The sequence below is a fragment of the Myxococcus sp. XM-1-1-1 genome, from assembly GCF_020037095.1.
In the GTDB taxonomy this organism is placed as follows: Bacteria; Myxococcota; Myxococcia; order Myxococcales; family Myxococcaceae; genus Myxococcus; species Myxococcus fulvus.
Window position 1 is genome coordinate 1 of sequence record NZ_JAIQDH010000040.1, and the last position, 19495, is coordinate 19495.

The 19495-nt window shown below is 70.0% G+C and carries 22 protein-coding genes and 1 pseudogene; 7 read left to right on the forward strand and 16 right to left on the reverse strand.

From position 1 onward, the window contains the following. Positions 1-439: 439 nt before the first annotated feature. Complete coding sequence (locus K8640_RS40905) at positions 440-1990, forward strand: pectate lyase (RefSeq protein WP_223752030.1); 1551 nt, start codon at positions 440-442, stop codon at positions 1988-1990. A 192-nt stretch (positions 1991-2182) separates the two neighbouring features. Here K8640_RS40905 and K8640_RS40910 read toward each other — a convergent pair whose 3' ends face one another. Together K8640_RS40910 and K8640_RS40915 are read right to left on the reverse strand one after the other, a co-directional pair. Further along, positions 2183-3220, reverse strand: coding sequence for an NADP-dependent oxidoreductase (locus K8640_RS40910; protein ID WP_223752031.1), 1038 nt, complete (start codon positions 3218-3220; stop codon positions 2183-2185). A gap of 27 nt (positions 3221-3247) precedes the next feature. Next, positions 3248-3841, reverse strand: a complete 594-nt coding sequence (locus K8640_RS40915) for a TetR/AcrR family transcriptional regulator (RefSeq protein ID WP_223752032.1) — start codon at positions 3839-3841, stop codon at positions 3248-3250. A 120-nt stretch (positions 3842-3961) separates the two neighbouring features. Between K8640_RS40915 and K8640_RS42785 the strand changes: the two are divergent. Beyond that, a pseudogene (locus K8640_RS42785) lies at positions 3962-4066 on the forward strand (TetR family transcriptional regulator); the annotation flags it as partial. Positions 4067-4418: 352 nt separating this feature from the next. Next, a complete protein-coding gene (locus K8640_RS40925; RefSeq protein ID WP_223752068.1) occupies positions 4419-4811 on the forward strand; it encodes a TolC family protein in 393 nt (130 codons plus the stop codon). A gap of 99 nt (positions 4812-4910) precedes the next feature. Here K8640_RS40925 and K8640_RS40930 read toward each other — a convergent pair whose 3' ends face one another. Then, complete coding sequence (locus tag K8640_RS40930) at positions 4911-5255, reverse strand: helix-turn-helix domain-containing protein (protein WP_046711907.1); 345 nt, start codon at positions 5253-5255, stop codon at positions 4911-4913. 74 nt (positions 5256-5329) lie between these two features. On the opposite strand from K8640_RS40930, the gene K8640_RS40935 reads away from it, so the two are divergent. Next, complete coding sequence (locus K8640_RS40935) at positions 5330-6343, forward strand: NAD(P)-dependent alcohol dehydrogenase (protein ID WP_223752033.1); 1014 nt, start codon at positions 5330-5332, stop codon at positions 6341-6343. Continuing rightward, positions 6340-7161, forward strand: coding sequence for an NAD(P)H-dependent oxidoreductase (locus K8640_RS40940; RefSeq protein WP_223752034.1), 822 nt, complete (start codon positions 6340-6342; stop codon positions 7159-7161). Before K8640_RS40935 ends, K8640_RS40940 begins: the two co-directional genes overlap by 4 nt. Positions 7162-7170: 9 nt before the next feature. Here the strand turns inward: K8640_RS40940 and K8640_RS40945 are convergent, their stop codons facing one another. The 7 genes from K8640_RS40945 to K8640_RS40975 form a co-directional block, all read right to left on the reverse strand. Beyond that, positions 7171-8067 carry an alpha/beta hydrolase-fold protein gene (locus K8640_RS40945; RefSeq protein WP_223752035.1) on the reverse strand — a complete coding sequence of 299 codons (897 nt, stop codon included), beginning with the start codon at positions 8065-8067 and terminating at the stop codon, positions 7171-7173. Between the two features lie 63 nt (positions 8068-8130). Continuing rightward, positions 8131-9294 carry a hypothetical protein gene (locus K8640_RS40950; protein WP_223752036.1) on the reverse strand — a complete coding sequence of 388 codons (1164 nt, stop codon included), beginning with the start codon at positions 9292-9294 and terminating at the stop codon, positions 8131-8133. Further along, complete coding sequence (locus K8640_RS40955) at positions 9291-9599, reverse strand: PadR family transcriptional regulator (protein WP_223752037.1); 309 nt, start codon at positions 9597-9599, stop codon at positions 9291-9293. Before K8640_RS40955 ends, K8640_RS40950 begins: the two co-directional genes overlap by 4 nt. A 31-nt stretch (positions 9600-9630) precedes the next feature. Next, entirely contained in the window at positions 9631-10659 is a 1029-nt protein-coding gene (locus K8640_RS40960) for a S9 family peptidase (RefSeq protein WP_223752038.1), read from the reverse strand. An 11-nt stretch (positions 10660-10670) separates the two neighbouring features. Then, positions 10671-11345, reverse strand: a complete 675-nt coding sequence (locus K8640_RS40965; RefSeq protein WP_223752039.1) for an SdpI family protein — start codon at positions 11343-11345, stop codon at positions 10671-10673. Further along, positions 11345-11629 carry an autorepressor SdpR family transcription factor gene (locus K8640_RS40970; protein WP_046711902.1) on the reverse strand — a complete coding sequence of 95 codons (285 nt, stop codon included), beginning with the start codon at positions 11627-11629 and terminating at the stop codon, positions 11345-11347. Before K8640_RS40970 ends, K8640_RS40965 begins: the two co-directional genes overlap by 1 nt. Before the next feature lie 75 nt (positions 11630-11704). After that, the gene (locus tag K8640_RS40975; RefSeq protein WP_223752040.1) at positions 11705-12595 is read right to left on the reverse strand and encodes a M28 family peptidase; all 891 of its coding nucleotides are present in this window, start codon (positions 12593-12595) and stop codon (positions 11705-11707) included. 46 nt (positions 12596-12641) lie between these two features. Between K8640_RS40975 and K8640_RS40980 the strand changes: the two genes are divergently transcribed. Further along, positions 12642-13292, forward strand: coding sequence for a TetR/AcrR family transcriptional regulator C-terminal domain-containing protein (locus tag K8640_RS40980; protein ID WP_223752041.1), 651 nt, complete (start codon positions 12642-12644; stop codon positions 13290-13292). Between the two features lie 9 nt (positions 13293-13301). Here the strand turns inward: K8640_RS40980 and K8640_RS40985 are convergent, their stop codons facing one another. The 4 genes from K8640_RS40985 to K8640_RS41000 all read right to left on the reverse strand — a co-directional run bounded on the left by K8640_RS40985 (position 13302) and on the right by K8640_RS41000 (position 17069). Then, complete coding sequence (locus K8640_RS40985; RefSeq protein ID WP_223752042.1) at positions 13302-14660, reverse strand: 3-oxoacyl-ACP reductase; 1359 nt, start codon at positions 14658-14660, stop codon at positions 13302-13304. Between the two features lie 70 nt (positions 14661-14730). Continuing rightward, positions 14731-15423, reverse strand: a complete 693-nt coding sequence (locus tag K8640_RS40990; protein WP_223752043.1) for a dihydrofolate reductase family protein — start codon at positions 15421-15423, stop codon at positions 14731-14733. Positions 15424-15436: 13 nt separating this feature from the next. Beyond that, positions 15437-16453, reverse strand: coding sequence for a type I glyceraldehyde-3-phosphate dehydrogenase (gene gap, locus K8640_RS40995; RefSeq protein ID WP_223752044.1), 1017 nt, complete (start codon positions 16451-16453; stop codon positions 15437-15439). Positions 16454-16538: 85 nt separating this feature from the next. Further along, positions 16539-17069, reverse strand: a complete 531-nt coding sequence (locus K8640_RS41000; protein ID WP_141332257.1) for a DUF2147 domain-containing protein — start codon at positions 17067-17069, stop codon at positions 16539-16541. 258 nt (positions 17070-17327) lie between these two features. On the opposite strand from K8640_RS41000, the gene K8640_RS41005 reads away from it, so the two are divergent. Further along, complete coding sequence (locus K8640_RS41005; protein ID WP_223752045.1) at positions 17328-18410, forward strand: LuxR C-terminal-related transcriptional regulator; 1083 nt, start codon at positions 17328-17330, stop codon at positions 18408-18410. A gap of 11 nt (positions 18411-18421) precedes the next feature. Here the strand turns inward: K8640_RS41005 and K8640_RS41010 are convergent, their stop codons facing one another. Together K8640_RS41010 and K8640_RS41015 are read right to left on the reverse strand one after the other, a co-directional pair. Beyond that, positions 18422-18682: a DUF3892 domain-containing protein gene (locus K8640_RS41010; RefSeq protein WP_141332259.1), complete on the reverse strand. Its 261-nt coding sequence runs from the start codon at positions 18680-18682 to the stop codon at positions 18422-18424. Positions 18683-18775: 93 nt separating this feature from the next. Next, positions 18776-19477, reverse strand: a complete 702-nt coding sequence (locus K8640_RS41015; RefSeq protein WP_255653884.1) for an iron-containing redox enzyme family protein — start codon at positions 19475-19477, stop codon at positions 18776-18778. Positions 19478-19495: the final 18 nt, after the last annotated feature.

Genomic DNA, 19495 nt, shown 5'->3' on the forward strand with positions numbered 1-19495 from the left:
GCCCCTGCTCCCTCTTCCCGCGCACTTCCCGCCTGCCCGCCCTTCAGCCTGATCGAGAATCACGAACTTCGGTTTAGCCCGAGGTCGAAGGCGCCCCTGACCAGACGAAGCGCCCTTCTTGCGCCTGGTCATTGAATGGACAAACCAAGGATTGCCGTCGAGCGCCGCGAACCACTCACACAGTCGTCTGTCAATGACTCCTCACGGGGCGCCCTCTGGCACACCCTCTTTTCACCTCAAATGCAAACATCCACCCCGACAGGGAGCGTCACGCCAGACCCAGCTTCATGATTGCGATTGCCGCGCCGGCGCAAATCCTCACAAGCGCGTCGAGCCCGCGATGACCACAGGGTCGAGGTCCATGTCCGCTTCCTCATCCTCGGGTGCGGCCGCCCCCAGCCACTACCCCGTCCCCTGTCAGAGGCTGTAAGCACGCCCCATGAGAAACCACGCCAGCCTCCTGCTCCTCCCGCTCCTCTCGCTGTTCGCCTGCGCTCCGACGGAGGGCCCGCCGGACGGTGAACCCCAGACGGGCGAGGCGCCCCAGGCCGCCGTGACGCCGCTGCGCGCGAAGGCGCTCGGGCGCATGCGCAACGCGGCGAAGTACTTCCACGACAACGTCGCGCGGCACGGCGGCTACGCGTGGCACCACAACGCCAGCAACCTGAGCGAGCGCTGGGGGGACATCCAGCTCGACGAAGAGCAGATCATGATTCAGTCCCCCGGCACGTCCGACGTCGCCATCGCCTTCGTCGAGGCCGCCCTCGCGGACCCCGCCACCCCCGCGCTCAAGACCTACGCGCTGGACACGGCGATGGCGCTGCGTCACGGACAGGTGAAGTCGGGAGGCTGGCGCCTCTACGCGGACTTCAAGCCGACGCCGACGCTGCGGGCATGCTACCTCAACACCACGGCGAGCTGTGGCTGCGGCGGCTGCTCCACCACGGCCTACGACGACCAGGTCACCCAGAACGCCCTCATCGCGATGATGCGCGTGGACCAGCTGCTCGGGTTCGCCAACGCGGACATCTCCAGCGCCTCGGCGTACGCCCGCGCGCGGATGGAGACCTCGCAGTACCCCACCCACGGCGGCTTTCCCCAGGGGTTCTCCGCCCCCGTCGCCGCCCGGCCCGCGCTGGTGGCGAGCTACCCTCCGTCCATCGGGACCTCCTGCGGCCTGGCCCAGTGCCACGCGAATGCGTACACCACCGAGTACTGGGATGACCCGACGCTGAACGACAACCTCGCGACCGCCTTCGTCGAGATGCTGTACTGGGCCCAGGAGGTCTACCCGGCCCGGGCCGCGACGTATCAGTCCATGCGCGCCGCCTTCGGCGACTTCCTGCGCCGGGCGCAGATGCCCCCGCCCCAGCCCGCGTGGGCACAGCAGTACGACGGCCAGATGCAGCCCCGCTGGGCGCGCAGCTGGGAGGCCCCCGCCATCGCCGGCCAGGAGAGCCAGGACGTCATGTGGGCCCTGCTCCGCCTCTACCAGCTCGACCCCAGCGTCCCCGCGAACCGCGATGCCGTCGCCACCGCCCTCGCCTACCTGGAGACGGTCGACTTCGCCAACGACACGCTCATCCACCGCTACATCGAGCTCGATGACACGGCCCCGTCGAACATCGGCTTCTACACCGTGAAGGCCGGTGGCTATCCGGTCCGCTTCTCCTCGGCGGCGCCCACCTACCAGAACTACGCCTGGGAGGTCCCCTCGCAGCTGGCCGCCCTCCGCGCCGAGTACACCCGGCTGGCGACCGACACCACCGTGATGAAGCGCACGTGCCAGCAGCTGCGCTACGACACGGCGCAGGCCGTCGACGCCGCCGTCAACAACGAGAAGTGGCTCACGACCTACAGCCCGGGTGGACCTCGCAGCGGCGCCACCCCCGGCGACTACCTCGACACGAGCACCTTCGTCCGGAACCTGCGCACCCTCGCCGAGTTCGTCACGCGCACCACGACCGACTGCACGGCATGGAATTACTGATGCATCCCTGATACCACTCGGCGGACCCGGACTCCGGGCCCTGCCCGGAATATCTCCGGCCCTGGAATCTTCATGGGACGTCGTCGTTCGGAGGCAGGCACCAGGCCGACGAATGGACCCGCATCGTCGGCGAACCGCGGGACCGGGGCGCTCGGGTCCCCGAGGACAGCCGCTACGTCTTCCCCGTCAAGCTCATCCCTCGCTGACGCGCACCACGAGCTTGCCGACGTTCTTCCCCTGGAGCATCCCGATGAACGCCCCCGGGGCGTTCTCCAACCCGTCCACGGTGTCCTCGAGCAGCTTCACGCGGCCCTCGGCCACCCACGCGTCCATGTCCCGGCGGAAGGCGTCGTAGCGGGCGCCATAGTGGTCGAGGATGATGAAGCCCTGCGCGCGGACGCGCTTCGTCTGGAAGACGGACATCACCTTCGGCAGCAGGTTCGGACCGGGTGGCGGCGCGTCCTCGTTGTAGCTGGCGATGGTCCCGCACAACGGCACGCGCGCGTGGTGGTTGAGCAGCGGCACCACCGCCTCGAACACCTCACCGCCCACGTTCTCGAAGTAGACGTCGATGCCGCGCGGGCAGGCGGCGGCCAGACGCTCGGCCAGCTTCGGCTCGCGCCGGTCCAGGCACACGTCGAAGCCCAGCACCTCCACGGCGTAGCGGCACTTGTCCGCCCCGCCCGCGATGCCCACCACCCGCGCGCCCTTCAGCTTCGCGACCTGCCCCACCACCGCGCCCACCGCCCCCGTCGCCGCGGCCACCACCACCGTCTCCCCCGCCTTCGGCTCCCCGATGTCGAGCAGCCCCACATGCGCGGTGAACCCGGGCATGCCGAGCACCCCGAGCGCCAGCGACGGCTGCTGCATCTCACCGAGCGCCACCAGGTCCTGCCCATCCGACAGCGCGTAGTCCTGCCAGCCCGCGTTGCCGAGCACCAGGTCCCCGACGCGGAAGCTGGGATTGCGCGAGGCGACGACGCGATTGACGGTGCCGCCCACCATGGGCGCCCCCACCGCGACCGAAGCATCGGCATACGCCGGAGGGACTTCATTCATCATCGGGCGCATGTACGGGTCGAGCGACAGGGACAGGGTGCGCAGCAGCACCTGCCCTTCGCCCGGCGTCGGCACGGCTGTCTCCTCGATGCGGAAGTGGGTGGACGTCGGAAGCCCACGCGGACGCGCGGCGAGGACGACTCGACGGTTGCGGACATCGCTCTGACGCATGGCTGCGGACTCCTGGGGTGTAGGGACCTACGAGATGCCCAACCGACGCCGCGTGTCGGCCATCGCCGTGTCCAGCGGGGCGCGGTCGCGGGAAATCTTCGCGAGCAGCCCGGCGCCGAGCCACGTCTGGTACAGCGCGAGCGCCAACGCCCGCGAGTGCTCCGTCGTCGTCAGCGAGCCGTCCTCGCGGCCCGCATCGAGACAGCGCTCCAACCGGTCGATGATGCCCTGCGTGCCGCGCTCCAACGCCGCGCGCATGCTCTCCGACAAATCACAGACCTCCGCGCCGAGCTTCACGACGAGACAGCGGCTCACCGCCGATTCGTCCGTCTGCGACGCGAACCAGTCCTGGAAGTACGCCATCAGCCGCTGTACGGAAGAGCCCGGCGCCGCCAGCAGCGCATCCATCCGCGACTGGTAGTCGGCGAAGTACGCGTCCAGCACCGCCTGGCCGAACGCCTCCTTGGAGCCGAAGTAGTAATAGAACGAGCCCTTGGGCACCTTCGCCGCCGCCAGCACCTCGGCCAGCCCCACCGCCGTGAAGCCCTTGCTCACCAGCAGCGGATGCGCCGCCTCGAGGATGTGTCGCCGGACGTCCTGGGAGGCCCCGCTCGCGCTCATGCGCCCATGGCTAACGACCAGTAGACCGGTCGTCTAGTCGTTCTTTCGTAGAGCAGGCGACCGCCAGGACATGAGCCCAGGACTTGCGCTGACTGAATGACCGGATTGCAAATCCAGTCAATGAGTTCCGACCCACGCACCGCCATCCTCAACGCCGCCGGAGAGGTCTTCGGCCGCTACGGCTTCAAGAAGGCCTCGGTCGAGGACATCGCCAAACGCGCCGGGGTGGGCAAGGGCAGCATCTACCTGCACTTCGAGAACAAGGAAGCCCTCTTCGAGGCCTGCGCCCAGCAGGAGTTCGCGCGGAGCCTGGCCGAGCTGCGGAGCAGGCTGCGCGACGCGAGGACGCCCGTGGAACAGGTCCGCGCCTACATCCACTGTCGCATGGAGCAGAACGGCCGGTCGCCCGCGGGGCAGCGCATCGACATGGCGACCCTGCTCGACCTCGGCGAGGCGGCGACCCACCTGATTCCCAAGATGGTGGACGACGAGACGGGCGTCCTGGCGGCCATCATCGAGAACGACGAACACGGCGGGCCTCACGGGACAGACGACCACGTGGACCGCGGGCCTGGCCCTGTCCTGGAACCTGTTCGACGGCGGGCTGCGCGAGGCCAACCTGCGCGAGTCCTCGGGCAAGATTGCCGAGGCCAACGCCGACCTGCGGGGCGCGGAGGAGCAGATTCGCGACCAGGTGCGCAAGGCGCGCGGCGAGCTGGAGACCGCCGAGGTCAACCTCGCCACGGCCGAGGAGCGGGTGAAGCTGGCCGTGGAGAGCGCGCGCCTGGCGAAGGAGAGCTTCGATGCCGGCGCCTCGACGTACCTCCAGGTGACGGACGTCAACGCGACACTCGCCAGCGCGCAGCTCTCCTCCGTGGCCGAGGCGCTCAACGTGCAGCTGTCACGGCTGGCCCTGGCGCGGGCGATGGGCCTGTTCGACCCCACCGGCCACTCGCTGGCGAAGCCGTAGAGTACCTGGGAGGCGCCGCGAGTGCCCGGGCCTGCCCCGCGTGCGGTGTCCCGTTCGTCGCGCCTCCGGGAGGCGACCTCTGAGTCCGTCACCCTGACCTCACGCCGCGCGCTGCAGGCGGCGCTTGTACCGGTCTCCCCAATCGCGCAGGCCCAGGAGCACCGGCTCCAGCGAGCGGCCGAACGGGGTGAGCTCGTACTCCACGCGGGGCGGCACCTCCGGGTAGACGGTGCGCTTGACGAGCCCGTCCTCCTCCAGCTCGCGAAGCTGGAGCGTGAGCATGCGCTGGCTGCAGTTCGGCAGCCGCTTGCGCAGCTCCCCGAAGCGATGCGTGCCCTTGAGCAACCAGTACAGCACCACGCCCTTCCAGCGCCCACCGATGACGCCGAGGGCGGCCTCCACCGCGCAGTTCGTCTTCGAATCATCGTCGCGCTTGCGAGCCATGGTTCCCTTTTTGTGCGTACTGGCCAAACTTGTGCGTACTTGCGGAGAAATAACCCGAAACGTACGTCTGCACCATGAAGACATGGGAACTGCAGCCGAGGCCGGGGGTCGATGCACTCACGCGGGCCGAGCGCCCGTCGCAGAGCGTGGGCTCGCACGAGGTGAAGGTCCGCGTCAGGGCGGTGTCGCTCAACTACCGCGACCTGCTCATCACCCGGGGGGCGGAGAAGAACCTCTCCTCCCCTCGCGTGCCCGTCTCCGACGGCGCCGGCGAAGTGCTGGAGGTGGGCTCGGCCGTCACCCGCTGGAAGGTGGGCGACCCGGTGATCGCCAACTTCTTCCCCCACTGGGTGGACGGCGAGCTGAGCGACGCGCACCACGCCAGCGCGCTCGGCGGCTCTCTCGCCGACGGCATGCTGCGCGAGGAGGTGGTGCTCCCCGAGCACGCCTGGGTGCGCATCCCGAAGGGGTACTCGTTCGAGGAGGCGGCCACCCTCCCCTGCGCCGGGCTCACCGCGTGGCAGGCGCTGTTCGAGGTCACCTCGCTCCGGCCGGGTGAGACGGTGCTGCTCCAGGGCTCGGGCGGCGTGTCCGTGTTCGCGCTGCAGCTGGCGAAGGCCGCGGGCGCGCGGGTGCTGATGACGTCGAGCAGCGCGGACAAGGCGGTGCGGCTGCGCGAATTGGGCGCGGAGGAGGTCATCGACTACCGCGCCGACGCGAAGTGGGGCGAGCGGGCCAAGGCGCTCACCGGCGGCCGGGGCGTGGACCTGGTGGTCGACGTGGGCGGACAGGCCACCTTCGACCAGTCCTCCGCGGCGCTGCGCTACGGCGGCTCCATGAGCATGCTCGGCGTGCTCACCGGAGCCCGGGGCGAGGTCAACCTGGGCGCGGTGTTCCAGCGGCGGCAGACGGTGCACGGCGTCTACGTGGGCTCGGTCTCCATGTTCGAGCGCTTCGTCGCGGCCCTGGAGCACAACCGCATCAAGCCCGTCATCGACCGCGTGTTCTCCTTCGAGGATGCCCGCGCCGCCTGGGAGCACCTGGCCAGCGCACAGCACCTGGGCAAGGTCGTGGTGAGCCTCCCATGAACGTCCTCATCGTCTACGCACACCCCGAGCCCCGCTCGCTCAACGGCGCGCTGAAGAACCTGGCGGTGAGCCACCTCACCGGGCTCGGGCACACGGTGCGGGTCTCGGACCTGTACGCGATGGACTGGAAGGCCACCGCCGACGCGGGCGACTTCCTGGCGCACCCCGAGGGAGAGCGGCTGGCCTATGCCCGGGCCTCGAAGGCCGCCTTCGCGGGCGGCACGCAGCGCGCGGACGTGGTGGCCGAGCAGCAGAAGCTGCTCTGGGCCCAGGCCATCATCTTCCAGTTCCCGCTGTGGTGGTTCTCGATGCCGGCCATCCTGAAGGGCTGGGTCGACCGGGTCTTCGCCTACGGCTTCGCCTATGGCGTGGGCGTCCACGGCGGCGAGCGCTGGGGAGACCGCTACGGAGAGGGCACCCTCACCGGACGCCGCGCGATGCTCTCCGTCACGATTGGCGGACGGGCCCCGCACTACACGGAGCGCGGCGTGAATGGCGCGCTCGATGACCTGCTCTTCCCCATCCAGCACGGCGTCATCTACTACCCCGGCATGGAGGCGCTCCCGCCGTTCAGCCTCTACATGTCCGACCGCCTCACGCCCGAGGAATGGCCGTCCGTGGAGGAGGCCTACAAGGCTCGGCTGGACGGATTGTTCACGGACGCGCCCATTCCGTTCCGCAGGCAGAACGGCGGGCACTACGACACCCAGCAGGTGTTGAAGCCGGGCCTCGGGCTCGGCGCGGGGGGCACGCGCATCCACCTGCTCCAGCCGGGTGAGCCGGAGCAGCACCGACTCACCTCGACGACGTCCGGATGAACCGCCCGGTCAGTTCACGAGGAAGTCGGCCAGCGACGACACGTCCGATGCGCAGTGGCCACCATAGAGCGGGTGCCACTCGGTCTTGACGCCGCGCTGGCGGGCGAGCTGGGCCAGGCGCTCGGTGCCTTCGTAGTTGCCGTAGGCATCGTAGAGACCGCAGGAGAGATAGAGCTCCGGCGTGCCGGGCCCCGCCTGGGAGATCAACTCCAGGGGCGAGACGCGGCGCCACTCGGCTTCGTCGGCCACGTACCTGCGCGCCAGCAGCCAGACGCCGAAGACGATCTTCGGATTGGCCCCGGTGCGCTCCATCGAGGCCCGGAGGGTTCCGAGGGAGGAGAACGGCGAGTCGAGATAGACGCCCGGGCAGAGCGCCGCGACCTTCGCGAACCGCGTCGGATGCGAGAGGCCCGCGACGAGGACATTGAGGCCGCCCATCGACTCTCCCAGCAGCATCCGCCGCCGGGGGCGCCCCACCTTGGCTTCGAGCGCGGGCAGCCGTGACATGAAGTCCTCGAGCAGCCCGCTGTCCTCCTGCTTTCCCTTCGGCGTCAGCAGCCACGTCGGACCGTAGGAGACGGTGACGACGGTGGGCGGCAGGACTCCCGCGGCGTGCCAGCGCGCCTGCAGCATGCCGGTGAAGTAGGTGTCGTCGTTCCAGAGCGTCTCATCGAGCTTGCGTCCGTGGTGATGGTAGACGACGTCACCATTGGTGCCCGCCGCGGCGGTGTTGATGCAGTAACGAAGTGGACCTTCCGAATCGCACACCTGACTCGCGGGCGGGAACGAGGCCTTCTGGTCGCCGCGGCTGCGCGTGAGTTCCGTCCACGCGAACCAGGACACGATGGAGAGCAAGACGACGGGCAGCAGGTATCGAACCCGCCGTCCAGGGCGAGGCATGGGCATGGTTGAGGTATCCGATGGGAGAGGTGCCGTGACGACCGACGCGTGCGGCCCCGCCGAGCCCGGCTAGGCCAGCGCGACCTTCGAGTGGAGGTCGCGCGGCGTCGGCGGCTCCCCGGGCGAGCCGCTCGTCGAGATGTCCCCCTGCCTCAGGGGCCCGGGCAGGAGCCAGAGGCTCAGGAGGTAACCGAGGATCGCGCTGCCGCCATAGCCCACGACCGGAGTCGGATGGTTGCCGAGCGCGGCGGCGAGCATCACCGCGAGCCAGGCGGCCCCGAAGGTGAGGCAGGCCGGGCGGAGGTGCGGCTCACACGCCCTGAGGCGCAGCGCTGGGACGAGCAACAGGGCCAGGCCAGCCACGACAGCGCCCCCGGCGAGGGCATGGGCCGCGAAGGAGGAATGGAGGACCTGGTCGACGAAGGGGGTGGCGGGGAGCGTATCGGGGCGCAGCAGCGTCACCACGAACGCCAGGAGGCTGGCCGCGAAGGCCAGGCACGTCAGCCGGGACGCGCGCGTCGCCGTGACGGCCACCATCGCCGTGGCCATCATGGCCGCCATCGCGCGGTCCGGCTGGAGCGCCATGGCCAGCGCGGCGACGACGATTCCCATCGTCCCGAGCGGAGTGCGCGTCCGGGAGTAGCCGACGAGCATGAGCGGCAGGAGCACGAGGCTCGGCTGGACGACCACACCGCCGAGCCCGACCCAGCGACAGGCCCCCTCGACCCGGAGGCCGAGGAGCGAGGTCGCGAGCAACAGTGCCGAGAGACAGAGAATCAGCGCTCCGGCCCCGCGCTCGACCGACTCCGGGATGCGGCGGAGGAGGGACAGCAGGACCCACCCGATGACGAGCGCGCCCACGTTGCTGCCGAGGTAGCGGACAGGCGCCCCCGCGAGCGTCATGTAGACGAGCCCCAGGGTGACCGCGCCGACCGCGCAGAGCACGCCCACGGGCCCCGGACCGCGCGCCACGCCGAAGCCGCGGTCCGCGCGCGACGCACGCACCTCCGCGCTCATCAAGGAGAGGAAGGGTTGCAGCAGGAGCAGGCCGAGGGCTCGCGGCGCCAGCCCGCGGAAGCTCTCCAGCGCGAACCTCAGCGCCTGGGTGTCATCGGGAATCTCCGCGAGCTCCGCCTGGATGGCCCACGCCCAGTCGCGCTGGTGCGGCGGCAGCAGGAACCGCAGGGCCCGGCACAGCAGCTCCGCCACGCGTCGCTGGAACCGGATGCTCATGACGTCGCCTCGCGGAGGCCACGGCGAGCCACCTTGCCTTCCGGCGGATTGTCGCGCGCGAGCTGGCCCCCACTCCGGGTCAGCCGATAGGCGTGCCTCGGAGGCCGTCCGCCCTCCGCCGGCTGCTGCCACTCGGCCTCCAGGTACCCCTGGGCCTCGAGGCGAATCAGCAGCGGATAGAGCGTGCCCGACTTCACGTCCGCGAGACGGCACAGCTCATACCCGTGCGACCAGCGCTCGCCGGCCTCCAACAGCGCGGCGAGCACGACGCGGGCGTGATTCGACAGGGCGCGGGTTCGGGGCATGCCCCTTAAATCTACCTATATAGATTTAAAGTCAAGGGCCCGAGATGAACGCCGAGAGCCTGTCGACCACCCGGGCATCCACGTGCCCCGGCGTCTGGTATTCGGCGGGGCCAGGCTTGCCGGTGCCCTGGATGAACAGGTGGTTGCTCCCAGGAATCGTCACCACCTCGGCCTGGGGCAGCCCCTTCTTCCAGACGGCGAGGTCCTCCTCGGTGACCTGGTAGTCGCGCTCGCCGCGAAGGATGAGCGGGGGCCGCGCGAGCTTCCGGGCCATCGCGACACCGTCCCGTGAGGCCCAGTCCCGCCAGTAGGCGGCGGGAGCGCCCAGCAGCTTCTTGTCGCCGAGCGTCCCCGCCTTCAGCAGCTCCACGTCCTTCTCGATGCCGGCGATGAGCTCCGGGGGCTGCTCGAGGTAGCGCAGCTGCGCGAGGAGGATGTCCCACGGCGCGCGCCCCGGCGGCGCCAGCAGGACTGCGCCCGAGACGGGGGCCGCGCGGACCGCTATCTCCGGCGCCAGGAGCGCACCCAGGCTGTGCCCCACCACGAAGATGCGCCTCGGGTCGATGTCCGCGCGGGCCTTGAGGGCCTCCACGGCGGCGACGGCGTCCACGACGACCTCGTCATCCATCGAGATGCCCGCCGCGGACTGCCGCGCGTACACCTTCGTCCGCTTGTCGTAGCGCAGGACCGCGATGCCTCGCGAGGAGAGCCCCTCGGCCAGGTCCTTGAACGGCTTGTTGGGCCCCGCCGTCTCGTCCCGGTCATGGGGACCGGAGCCATGGACCAGGATGATGCCCGGGAAGGGCCCCTTGCCCGAGGGCACCGTCAGCGTCCCCATCAGCTCCCAGGGCGCCTTCCCCACCGACACCTCCTCGCTCCGGAAGGCCGAGGCCTCGACATACGGCGCGGCGGACACGGCGGTCGACGGCGCGGCCCGCACGGGGGCCTGGTCCCGCATGACAGGGGCCGCCGCCTGGGGCGCCTGGGACGACGACGAGCTCGCGCAGCCGCCAAACACCATCCAGGTGGTGAGAATCGAACCTCGAAGAACGCGACGCATGTTCCCTCCCCTCACAGAGGCCGCTGGGTGCCTTCGTCATCCGTCGAGCCGCGCTCGAGGCGGCGGGAGATGACGTACGAGTAGATGACTGGAATCACGACCACCACGCCCACGAGCACCATCACGAAGTCCGGCCCGTACCCCATCAACCCCGTGAGCACGAGCGCGAGGCCCGCGAGCACGAAGAGCTTCCCGCCCAACCGGTGCGTGCGCAGCCAGACCTCGTCGTTCGCGAGCGTCCAGGGCGTGCGGATGCCGAAGAAGAAGTTCTTGGTGACCTTCCCCATGAAGTTGCCCAGCGTCATGAAGAGCAGGCCCGTTCCCGCGTGGAGCGCGCGCGCCATGGGCACGTCCACGCCCAGCCCCGCGAGCAGCACCAGCCCGTTCACCATGAACAGGAACGCGAGCAGCATCGCCATGACGAACTCGTAGACGGACTGGAACCGCTCCATCCGATAGCCCCGGGGTGAGATGCGCGGCAGCGCGAGCATCACCAGGTACACGCCCGCCATCACCAGCGGCTGCATGAAGGGGCCCCAGGGCTTCGCCGTGTAGCCATCCGCCACGCCCTTCGCGTTCCAGTGCGTGGGGATGGAGTCCGGCAGTCGCTCGTAGAACACCACCGCCAGCGCGAACGACACGATGACGAGCCCCAGACCCACTGCGTTCGCGCGGCTGATTCGCATCACGGCTCCCCGTTCTTCTTCTCGACCTTGAAGAGGTCCATCAACAGCGCCGCCACGTCCTCGAACACCGTCGTGTTGAGGGAGTAGACGATCTGCTGTCCCCGTCGCTCGCTGCGCACCAGGTCCGCCGCCTTCAACACGTTGAAGTGATGCGAGAGCGAGCCCTTCGTGATGTCGAACGCCTCCGCGAGCTCGCCCGCGCTCTTCGAGCCCCCCTGCAGGAGCTTGAGCACCTTGCGCCGCGTCGGATCCGAAATCGCCTTGAAGACCTCCTGCGTCCGCATCAGGACCTTTCGATTGTTTGACGACTTTCAAAATAACGATTTCCGGAGGCCTGTCAAGCCACGGAGGCCCTGCGCTCAGGCGGCCGATTCGGCGGTGACGACGGCGACGAGCAGCTCGGACACCTCGCGCATGAACGAGGAATCCAGCGTGTCGGGCGTGTCCGTGGCGCGGTGGTAGTGGGGATTGCGGAAGTTCGCCGTATCGGTCCAGAGCACCGCCGGGCGGTCGGCCAGCCAGAACGGGACGTGGTCGCTGCGGGCCAGGTCGGGCAGCAACCGGTAGAGCGGTCCCCACGCCTTCGCGCCCATCAACCGCAGCCCCGCCGCCGCGTCCGAGCCGAGGGCCCGGTCCACCGCGCCATTGGAGCGCCCCTTCGCGAGCAGCCCGAGGAAGTCCGGGGACCGCAAGCCCTTGGGCACCCACGGCAGCGGCAGTTGCTGCGCCACGCCCGAGCGCTCGCGAAAGCCGACCATCTCCAACACGTGCGTCGTCCCCAGCCCGCACGGCAGCGCGGGGACGCCCTGGGTGACGAAGTCGCCGCTGCCCAGGAACCCGTCCTCCTCCGCGTTGAACGCGAGGAAGCCCACGCCCTCCCCCGCACCGCGGAGCGCCAGCGCCCTGGCGCACTCGAGCATCACCGCCAGCCCGCTCGCGTTGTCGTCCGCGCCGGGACAGTCCGGGACGCTGTCGTAGTGGGCCGCCACGAAGGTCACCGTGCGCCCCTTCGCGCTCCGGGGAAGCGCCACCACGTTCCCGTAGCGCCCCTGGAGGTGCACGTCGAGCCCCAGCCGCTCGAACGCCTCCGCCAGCACGTCCCGGACCCAGGCGTTGTTGCGCGCGTTCACGACGAAGTGACGAGGGATGGCCAGGCGCTCCACCCACCGGAGCAACCGCGCCTCGGCCTCCACGGCCGCCCTGTCGACAGATGCAACCACCGCCTCCGCTGCTCGCTCTCGAATGACCATGATTGACTTACTTAGTAAGCTTATGGTGTAAGTACGTCAAGCCGACATGAAGCAGACGCACAAACGAGAACCCCTTTCGAGGGAGCGGATCCTCAGCGCGGCGCTCGACATCGTCGACCGCGAGGGGCTGGAGGCCATCTCCATGCGTCGGCTGGGTCAGGCGCTGGGCGTGGAGGCGATGTCGCTCTACAACCACGTCCCCAACAAGGCGGCCATCCTCGACGGTCTCTTCGAGACGGTGCTCGCCGAGGTGCCCTCCGCCAAGCGCGGGGGGACCTGGCAGGTGGCGTTGAGGGAGCGGGCCCAGGCGCTGCGCAAGGCCCTGCGCACGCACCCGAACACGCTGCCGCTGTTCGCGACGCGCGCCGCCGTCACGCCCGGGGCCATCGCCCACGTGGAGGCGGTGCTCGACACGCTGCGCACCGCGGGCTTCAGTCCGGACGAGGCGCTCAGCGCGCTCCAGGTGTTGATGGCCTTCGTCGTGGGCCACTCGCTCTCCAGCTACGCGCCCCAGCCCGACGACGCGCAATCACATCCCGCCTATCAGCAGCTGAGCGAGAAGGACTTCCCCCGCGTCCACGAAATCGCGCGCGTGCTGGACAGCCACGACGTGGAGGAGGAGTTCGAGCTGGGCCTGGAGGCGATGATGACCGGGCTGGAGGCGGCCCCGGCGCGCCGCAAGCCCGCCCGGAAGTAGGCCCCGCCCTCAGGCGCCGATGAGCCCCTGGCCGCAGACGCGCACCGTGTTGCCCGTCACGCCGTGGGCGCCCGGGCTCGACAGGAAGGTGACGAGCTCCGCGACGTCGCGCGGCTGTCCGCCCTGGGAGAGGGAGTTGAGCCGGCGGCCCACCTCGCGCGTCATCAGCGGCATCTTCGCCACCATGGCGGTCTCGATGAAGCCCGGGGCCACGGCGTTGGCGCAGATGCCCCGCGCGGCGAGCCGGGGCGCGAGCGCGGCCACGTAGCCGATGAGCGCGGCCTTGCTCGTCGCGTAGTTGGTCTGGCCGAAGTTGCCGGACACCCCGCTGATGGAGGACAGGTACACCAGCCGTCCCTCGTCGCGCAGCGCGCCGGTGCCGAGCAGCGCCTCGTCGATCGCCACGATGGCCGCGAGGTTGACGGTGAGCACCTGCTCCCACTGCTCGGGCGTCATCTTCGCGAGCGTGCGGTCGCGGGTGATGCCCGCGTTGTGCACGACGATGTCCACCCCGCCCGAGCCCGCCCTCAGCGCGGCCACCAGCGTCACGGGCGCATCCGGAGAGGTGACATCCAACAGGAGCGCCTCACCGCCCACGCGCGCGGCGGTCTGCTTCAGCGCGTCCCCGAGCGCGGGCACATCCAGGCACACCACGCGCGCGCCCTCCTGGGCCAGCCGCTCCGCCGTCGCCGCGCCGATGCCACGCGCCGCGCCCGTCACGAGGGCCACCTTGCCGCTCAACGCCGCGTGCAGCGGCACGGCCGACGCCGCGCGCACGTCGCCGGAGAGGTGGAGCGCCTGGCCCGACACATAGGTGCTCCCCACGTCGCAGAAGAAGCGCACCGGGCCGGCCAGCCGCGCCTCGGCGCCGCGCGCCACGTAGGCGACGTTCGCGGTGACACCCTGGCGGCCCACCTCCTTGCCCAGGCTGCGCACAAAGCCCTCCACGCCACGCGCCGCCGCGGAGGCCGCGGGGCTCGGCGCCTCGTCCGGCACCGCCGCCAGCACCAGCACCCGCGCGTTGCGCGCGAGCCGGGGGAGCAGCGGGTGGAAGAAGTCGTAGAGGGCGCGCGTGTCCTGGGGCCCGCCCAGGCCCGTGGCGTCGAAGAGGACCGCGTCCACGCGCTGGGAGGCGTCCGAGGGAGGACCATCCAGCACCCGGGCGCCGCCGCTCGTGAACGCGGCCTGCGCGCCCTGTGCGGCGAAGCCACCCGGAGCCGCGCCCAGCACCACGACGCGGTTCGCGAAGGGCTGCGCCGCCCAGCCCCCTTCGGCCCGCGCCAGCCGCGTGGGCTGGGGCAGGCCCAGGGCCTTCACGAGCCCACGGGTGAACGGGTTGTGGGCCAGGGACATGAGCCGGTCGGTCATGGTGCGGTACTCCGGGGACTCGGGGAGGCGAGGCGCCGGGGACCGTAGCAGGAGTGCCCGGGCCTCGCGCTCAGCGCTTCGGCTTGTAGCGCAGCCAGAGCAAGTCCCCCGCGCGCTTCTCGACGGAGACCCGCTTCAGGTGCCGCGCGCGCCCCCGCTTCCCCTCCACGTCGAACAGCGAGGGCGTGCCCACGCCGCCATCCGCGATGGGCGCCACCAGGATGCTCAGCTCGTCGATGAGGTCCGCGGCCAGGAAGGTGCCGTTGATCTTCCCGCCCCCCTCCAGCAGGAGCTTGCGGATGCCGAACACCTTCCGGAGCTTCGCGAGCAGCTTCTTCAGGTCCAGCGAGTCCTTGCCGCCGAACAGGTACGAGACGCCCTTGGCCTGGAGGAACGCCAGGTAGTCGTCGGAGACCTGCTCGGTGAGGAGGGTGATGACGTGCTCCTCGTCGATGGAGCCCGACCTCCACGTGAGCTTCCCGGACGGGTCCAGCACGATGGCGTAGGACTCCGCGTCGCGCCGCGCGATGAAGTCCTCGCGGGGAATCGGCGCGCCCGCCTTGCGCACGGGCACCTTCGCCTTGCCGGCGTAGGGCTCCATGGAGATGCGGCCAATCATCCACGCGTCCGCGGCGTAGGTCTCCGCCGTGCGCTCGTACTCGGCCATCGCCCGGGGTGGCAGCTTCCACCCCTTCGTGACGATGCGCCCGTCGAGCGATGAGACCATGTGGCAGATGACATACGGCCGCTTCGCGTCCTTCATGGTCCGGCTCCTGTCAGAGCTTGGAGGCCACGAGCTGGGAGAGCTCGATCATCCGGTTCGAGAAGCCCCACTCGTTGTCGTACCAGGCGAAGACCTTGGCGAAGCGCTCGCCCAGCACCTGGGTGAGCGTGGCGTCGAAGATGGAGGAGCGCGCATCCCCCAGGTAGTCGCTGGAGACCAGCTGCTCCTCGGTGTAGCCGAGGATGTTCGCCATCGGCCCCTCGCTCGCCGCCTTCATCGCGGCGTGAATCGAGTCCTTGGTGAGCGGCCGGGTGCTCTCGAAGGTGAGGTCCACGAGCGAGACGTCCATCGTCGGCACGCGCATCGCCTGACCATCGAACTTGCCCTTGAGGGACGGGATGACCTCGCTCAGCGCCTTGGCGGCGCCGGAGGACGCGGGGATGATGTTCTGCGCGGCGGCGCGCGCCCGGCGCAGGTCGCCCTTGCGGTGCGGCACGTCGAGCAGCGCCTGGTCATTGGTGTACGAGTGCGTCGTCGTCATCAGGCCGCGCTCCAGCCCGAAGCCGTCCAGCAGCACCTTCGCCACCGGCGCCAGGCAGTTCGTCGTGCACGAGCCGCACGAGATGACGTGGTGCTTCGCGGCGTCGTAGTCCTGCGTGTTCACGCCCAGGACGATGGTCGCGTCGTGGCCCTTGGCCGGCGCGCCGATGATGACCTTGCGAGCCCCGGCGGACAGGTGCGCGACGGCCTTCTCCTTGTCGGTGAACAGGCCCGTGCACTCCAGCACGATGTCCACGCCCAGCTCCTTCCAGGGGAGCTTGCCCGGGTCCTTCTCCGCGACGACGCGAATCTCACGGCCCTCGATGACGAGCTTGCCGTCCCGCGCCTCGGCCCGGTGCGTGGCCCGACCATGGACGGTGTCGTAGTTGTACAGGTGCGCGAGCGTCGCGGCGTCCGTCAGGTCATTGAGCGCGACGAGCTCCAGGTCCTTGATGCCTCGCTCGAACATCGCGCGGACGATGCAGCGGCCGATGCGGCCGAAGCCGTTGATGGCGAGTTTCCGGGTCATTGCGTCAGGTCTCCATGGGAAGAAGGGATGGCGGGGGCTCCCCACGGATGGGGAGCCCGCCGCCGGGCTCATCAGGCGAACTCCACTACTCCGTGGCGCGGACCCAGTGCTGGGTGCGGCCCAGCAGGGACATGCCGATGTAGCCGCGCACCTTCAGCTTCTTGCCACCGTCCTCGACGGCGACCTTGCACTTGTAGGTCTTGCCGTTGGCCGGGTCGAGGATGGTGCCGCCCGTCCACTCGTCGTCGTCCTTCTTCAGGTTCTGGAGGATGGTCATCCCGATGATGGGCTGGTCCTTGAGCGAACCCTGGCACTTGTCGCAGACGGGGTTCTGGTCCTCGGTCGGCTCGCGGAAGAGCTTCTCAATCTTGCCGAACAGCTTGCCGTCCTGCTCGGTGATGACGATGACGGACTTGGGCTTCTTCGTCTCGTCATCGATGGTCGTCCACCGGCCCGTGGGACCGGTCGCCGGAGCGGCGGCGGGGGCCTTCGCGGCCGGCGCGGCGGCGGGAGCCTCGGCGGCAGGGGCCGCGGCGGGAGCCGCGTCCTGGGCCAGGGCGTTCGAGGCCATCATCAGACACAGGGAAGTGAGTCCGAACCACCGGGTTGCTTTCATGTCTTGAGGTCCTTGCGCGCGGGGCTCACGTCGGAGGGGGCTTGCGCTCGAGCGCCCCACCAGCCCGGTTGTACTCCAACGTCACACCAGGAGGCAGCCCCGCGTGACGCGCACGGATGCCGCTGTGCGGCATCGACACCATTCGCCAGGGGCCACCCGTCAAGCCCGGGGCCTACCCCCCAGGGGTGAGCGACAGCCCTCGGGCGCGCGCCTATTCAAGAAGCCAGGCGCAGCACGAACCCGAGGACGTTCACGGCGATGCACTTCACGTCGAAGGAACTCGAACTGAGGGAGAGAATCATCACCGCCCTCCACAGCTCCCTGTCCCTGCCGCTGGTCCTGGAAGCGACGCGGGCCCCGCTGCTCGAGCTCACCCCCGCGGACCACATGGGCCTGTGCGTGATGACGCCGGGGCCGCCCCTCGACTTCCAGTGGCTGGTCCCCGGCCACCGGCTGACGTTGCTGGACGAGTACCCCCGGTGGGCCGACTCGGACTTCGTGCGTGCGCCCATCTTCGCGCAGCCCAACGTGGTGCTCCGGGACACGCAGATGCTGCCGCGCAGGGCGCTGGAAGCCAGCGCGCTGTACCGGCGCAGCCAGGAGCTGGACCTCAGGCTGGAGCACGTCATGGCCGTGCTGCTGCCCGCCAAGGAGACCCTGCTCGGCGCCTTCACCCTGTACCGGGACCGCCGGGTGGAGTTCTCCGAGCACGAAGCCGCGCTCCTCACGAGCCTCACACCCCACCTCACCAACGCGATCCGCAACTGCCGCGACATGCAGGCGGCCCGGAGCGGCGCGCGGCTCCTGGAGGAGCTCTACAACCGGCCGGACGCGGGCTTCCTGGTGGTGCTCCCGCCGAGCCGCGAGCTCCTGCGCTCGGAGCGCGCCAGGGTGCTCCTGGACACGTGGTTCGCGCCCTCCGACCTCCACGCATCGGGCATCCCGGGCATGTTGCTGGAGCGACTGCAGGCCCTGACGCGCATGTCCCCGGACGAGCGGCTCAAGCACAACCCGCTCGTGTCGCTGCGCGGCGAGACGTACCTGGTCGTGCGCTTCATCGAACTGCCCCAGCCCGAGGGCCCCGCCCAGTGGGCCCTGTCCATGAACGAGGTCCCCATGTCGATTCCCCTCCCGCAGAACATGCGCCTGCAGCTCACGAACCGGCAGGTCGACATCGCCCAGGGCATCCTGCGCAACTGGTCCAACGAGCAGATCGCCGAGCACCTCGGGCTCTCCGAGGACACGGTGAAGACGCACGTGCGTGACATCTTCGGCCGGCTGAAGGTCGACAACCGCGCGGACTTCCTCTACCAGGCCTCCCACCTCAACCGGCCCCTCTGAGCCGCCCGTGCCTAGAAGCGCGGGAGCGCGAGCAGGTTGTCGGTGGAGATGCCGTTCGCCTTCGTGCGCAGGTACGGAGGCGTCGCCTCGACCACCTCCACCTTCACGTCCATGGGGCGGTTGCGCACCCGCGCATCCCCGCCCCTCTGGACCCACAGCACCAGCTCCGCGCGGCTGCACTCTCCCGCGTGGGTCGCCTCGACCCAGCGCAGGCGGGTGATGTGCTCGTGGAGCGTGCCCCCCTCGAGTCGTATCTGGGTGATGTAGCGCATGAAGTCGCCTCCGGTTCGAATGCCACGGTTGAGGGCGGAGGATCGCCGTCCAGGCGCAAGGTGTCTCTACCTCCCCGGAGGTAGAGGCCCGCTTCAGCCCTCCCGGAAGATGCCCGGGTAGATGCTGCGCGTGGCGCGCGCGGAGAGGACCACGGCGGCCTGCTCCTCGGGGTCCGTCAGTTCGCGCAGCACCGTGTTCATCTCCGCCACGTGGCCCTCGTCCAGCGCGCCGTGGCTGCGCAGGAACGTCACCGCCTTGCGGATATGGGGGATGGCGTCCACGGCGATGAGGCGCTCCACCGCGCCGCTCGCGCGCGTCTGGGAGAGGTACTCCAGGACGTACGCCGTCCCCAGCACCGCCGTCGGCACACCCGAGCGGGACGTGAAGAAGTTCCAGCCGGTGTACGCCTCCACCGCGGGCGTCCTCACCGCGCGCTCGACGCGCTCCGCCCCGACGCCCAGGTTCTTCAGGTCCGACAGGAGCCACTTCTCGTGGCCGCGCTCCTCGTCCGCCTTGCGCAGCAGCAGCTCCGCCAGCCAGGGGTGCGTGCCCAGCCGCCGCAGCCTGCGCCCGGCGTCGCCCAGCATCGGCGTGCTCCAGCGCGCGTAGTGGTACGTCTGGACGAGGTAGTGGATGTAGCCCGCCTCGTCGAGCGTGCCGTCGAAGAGCCGCCGCGCGTCCGGGTGCGCGTCCAGCGCCGCCACCAGCGCCCTCGCCTCCTGGTCCAGAAGCTCCACCCACCCCGTCGGGTCCTGCGTCCGCGTCTGCACGTGTGTCTCCTCTCCGGGCCACATCCGGCCGTCCATGTGACT

Coding starts and splice junctions, on each gene's coding strand:
- K8640_RS40980 (WP_223752041.1), top strand. CDS start 12,642: ATGAAGCAGACGCACAAACGAGAACCCCTTTCGAGGGAGCGGATCCTC.
- gap (WP_223752044.1), bottom strand. CDS start 16,453: ATGACCCGGAAACTCGCCATCAACGGCTTCGGCCGCATCGGCCGCTGC.
- K8640_RS41010 (WP_141332259.1), bottom strand. CDS start 18,682: ATGCGCTACATCACCCAGATACGACTCGAGGGGGGCACGCTCCACGAG.
- K8640_RS41015 (WP_255653884.1), bottom strand. CDS start 19,477: ATGTGGCCCGGAGAGGAGACACACGTGCAGACGCGGACGCAGGACCCG.
- K8640_RS40955 (WP_223752037.1), bottom strand. CDS start 9,599: ATGCCCCGAACCCGCGCCCTGTCGAATCACGCCCGCGTCGTGCTCGCC.
- K8640_RS40975 (WP_223752040.1), bottom strand. CDS start 12,595: ATGGTCATTCGAGAGCGAGCAGCGGAGGCGGTGGTTGCATCTGTCGAC.
- K8640_RS40935 (WP_223752033.1), top strand. CDS start 5,330: ATGAAGACATGGGAACTGCAGCCGAGGCCGGGGGTCGATGCACTCACG.
- K8640_RS40910 (WP_223752031.1), bottom strand. CDS start 3,220: ATGCGTCAGAGCGATGTCCGCAACCGTCGAGTCGTCCTCGCCGCGCGT.
- K8640_RS41000 (WP_141332257.1), bottom strand. CDS start 17,069: ATGAAAGCAACCCGGTGGTTCGGACTCACTTCCCTGTGTCTGATGATG.
- K8640_RS40940 (WP_223752034.1), top strand. CDS start 6,340: ATGAACGTCCTCATCGTCTACGCACACCCCGAGCCCCGCTCGCTCAAC.
- K8640_RS40905 (WP_223752030.1), top strand. CDS start 440: ATGAGAAACCACGCCAGCCTCCTGCTCCTCCCGCTCCTCTCGCTGTTC.
- K8640_RS40945 (WP_223752035.1), bottom strand. CDS start 8,067: ATGCCCATGCCTCGCCCTGGACGGCGGGTTCGATACCTGCTGCCCGTC.
- K8640_RS40960 (WP_223752038.1), bottom strand. CDS start 10,659: ATGCGTCGCGTTCTTCGAGGTTCGATTCTCACCACCTGGATGGTGTTT.
- K8640_RS41005 (WP_223752045.1), top strand. CDS start 17,328: ATGCACTTCACGTCGAAGGAACTCGAACTGAGGGAGAGAATCATCACC.
- K8640_RS40930 (WP_046711907.1), bottom strand. CDS start 5,255: ATGGCTCGCAAGCGCGACGATGATTCGAAGACGAACTGCGCGGTGGAG.
- K8640_RS40965 (WP_223752039.1), bottom strand. CDS start 11,345: ATGCGAATCAGCCGCGCGAACGCAGTGGGTCTGGGGCTCGTCATCGTG.
- K8640_RS40985 (WP_223752042.1), bottom strand. CDS start 14,660: ATGACCGACCGGCTCATGTCCCTGGCCCACAACCCGTTCACCCGTGGG.
- K8640_RS40990 (WP_223752043.1), bottom strand. CDS start 15,423: ATGAAGGACGCGAAGCGGCCGTATGTCATCTGCCACATGGTCTCATCG.
- K8640_RS40915 (WP_223752032.1), bottom strand. CDS start 3,841: ATGAGCGCGAGCGGGGCCTCCCAGGACGTCCGGCGACACATCCTCGAG.
- K8640_RS40970 (WP_046711902.1), bottom strand. CDS start 11,629: ATGCGGACGCAGGAGGTCTTCAAGGCGATTTCGGATCCGACGCGGCGC.
- K8640_RS40950 (WP_223752036.1), bottom strand. CDS start 9,294: ATGAGCATCCGGTTCCAGCGACGCGTGGCGGAGCTGCTGTGCCGGGCC.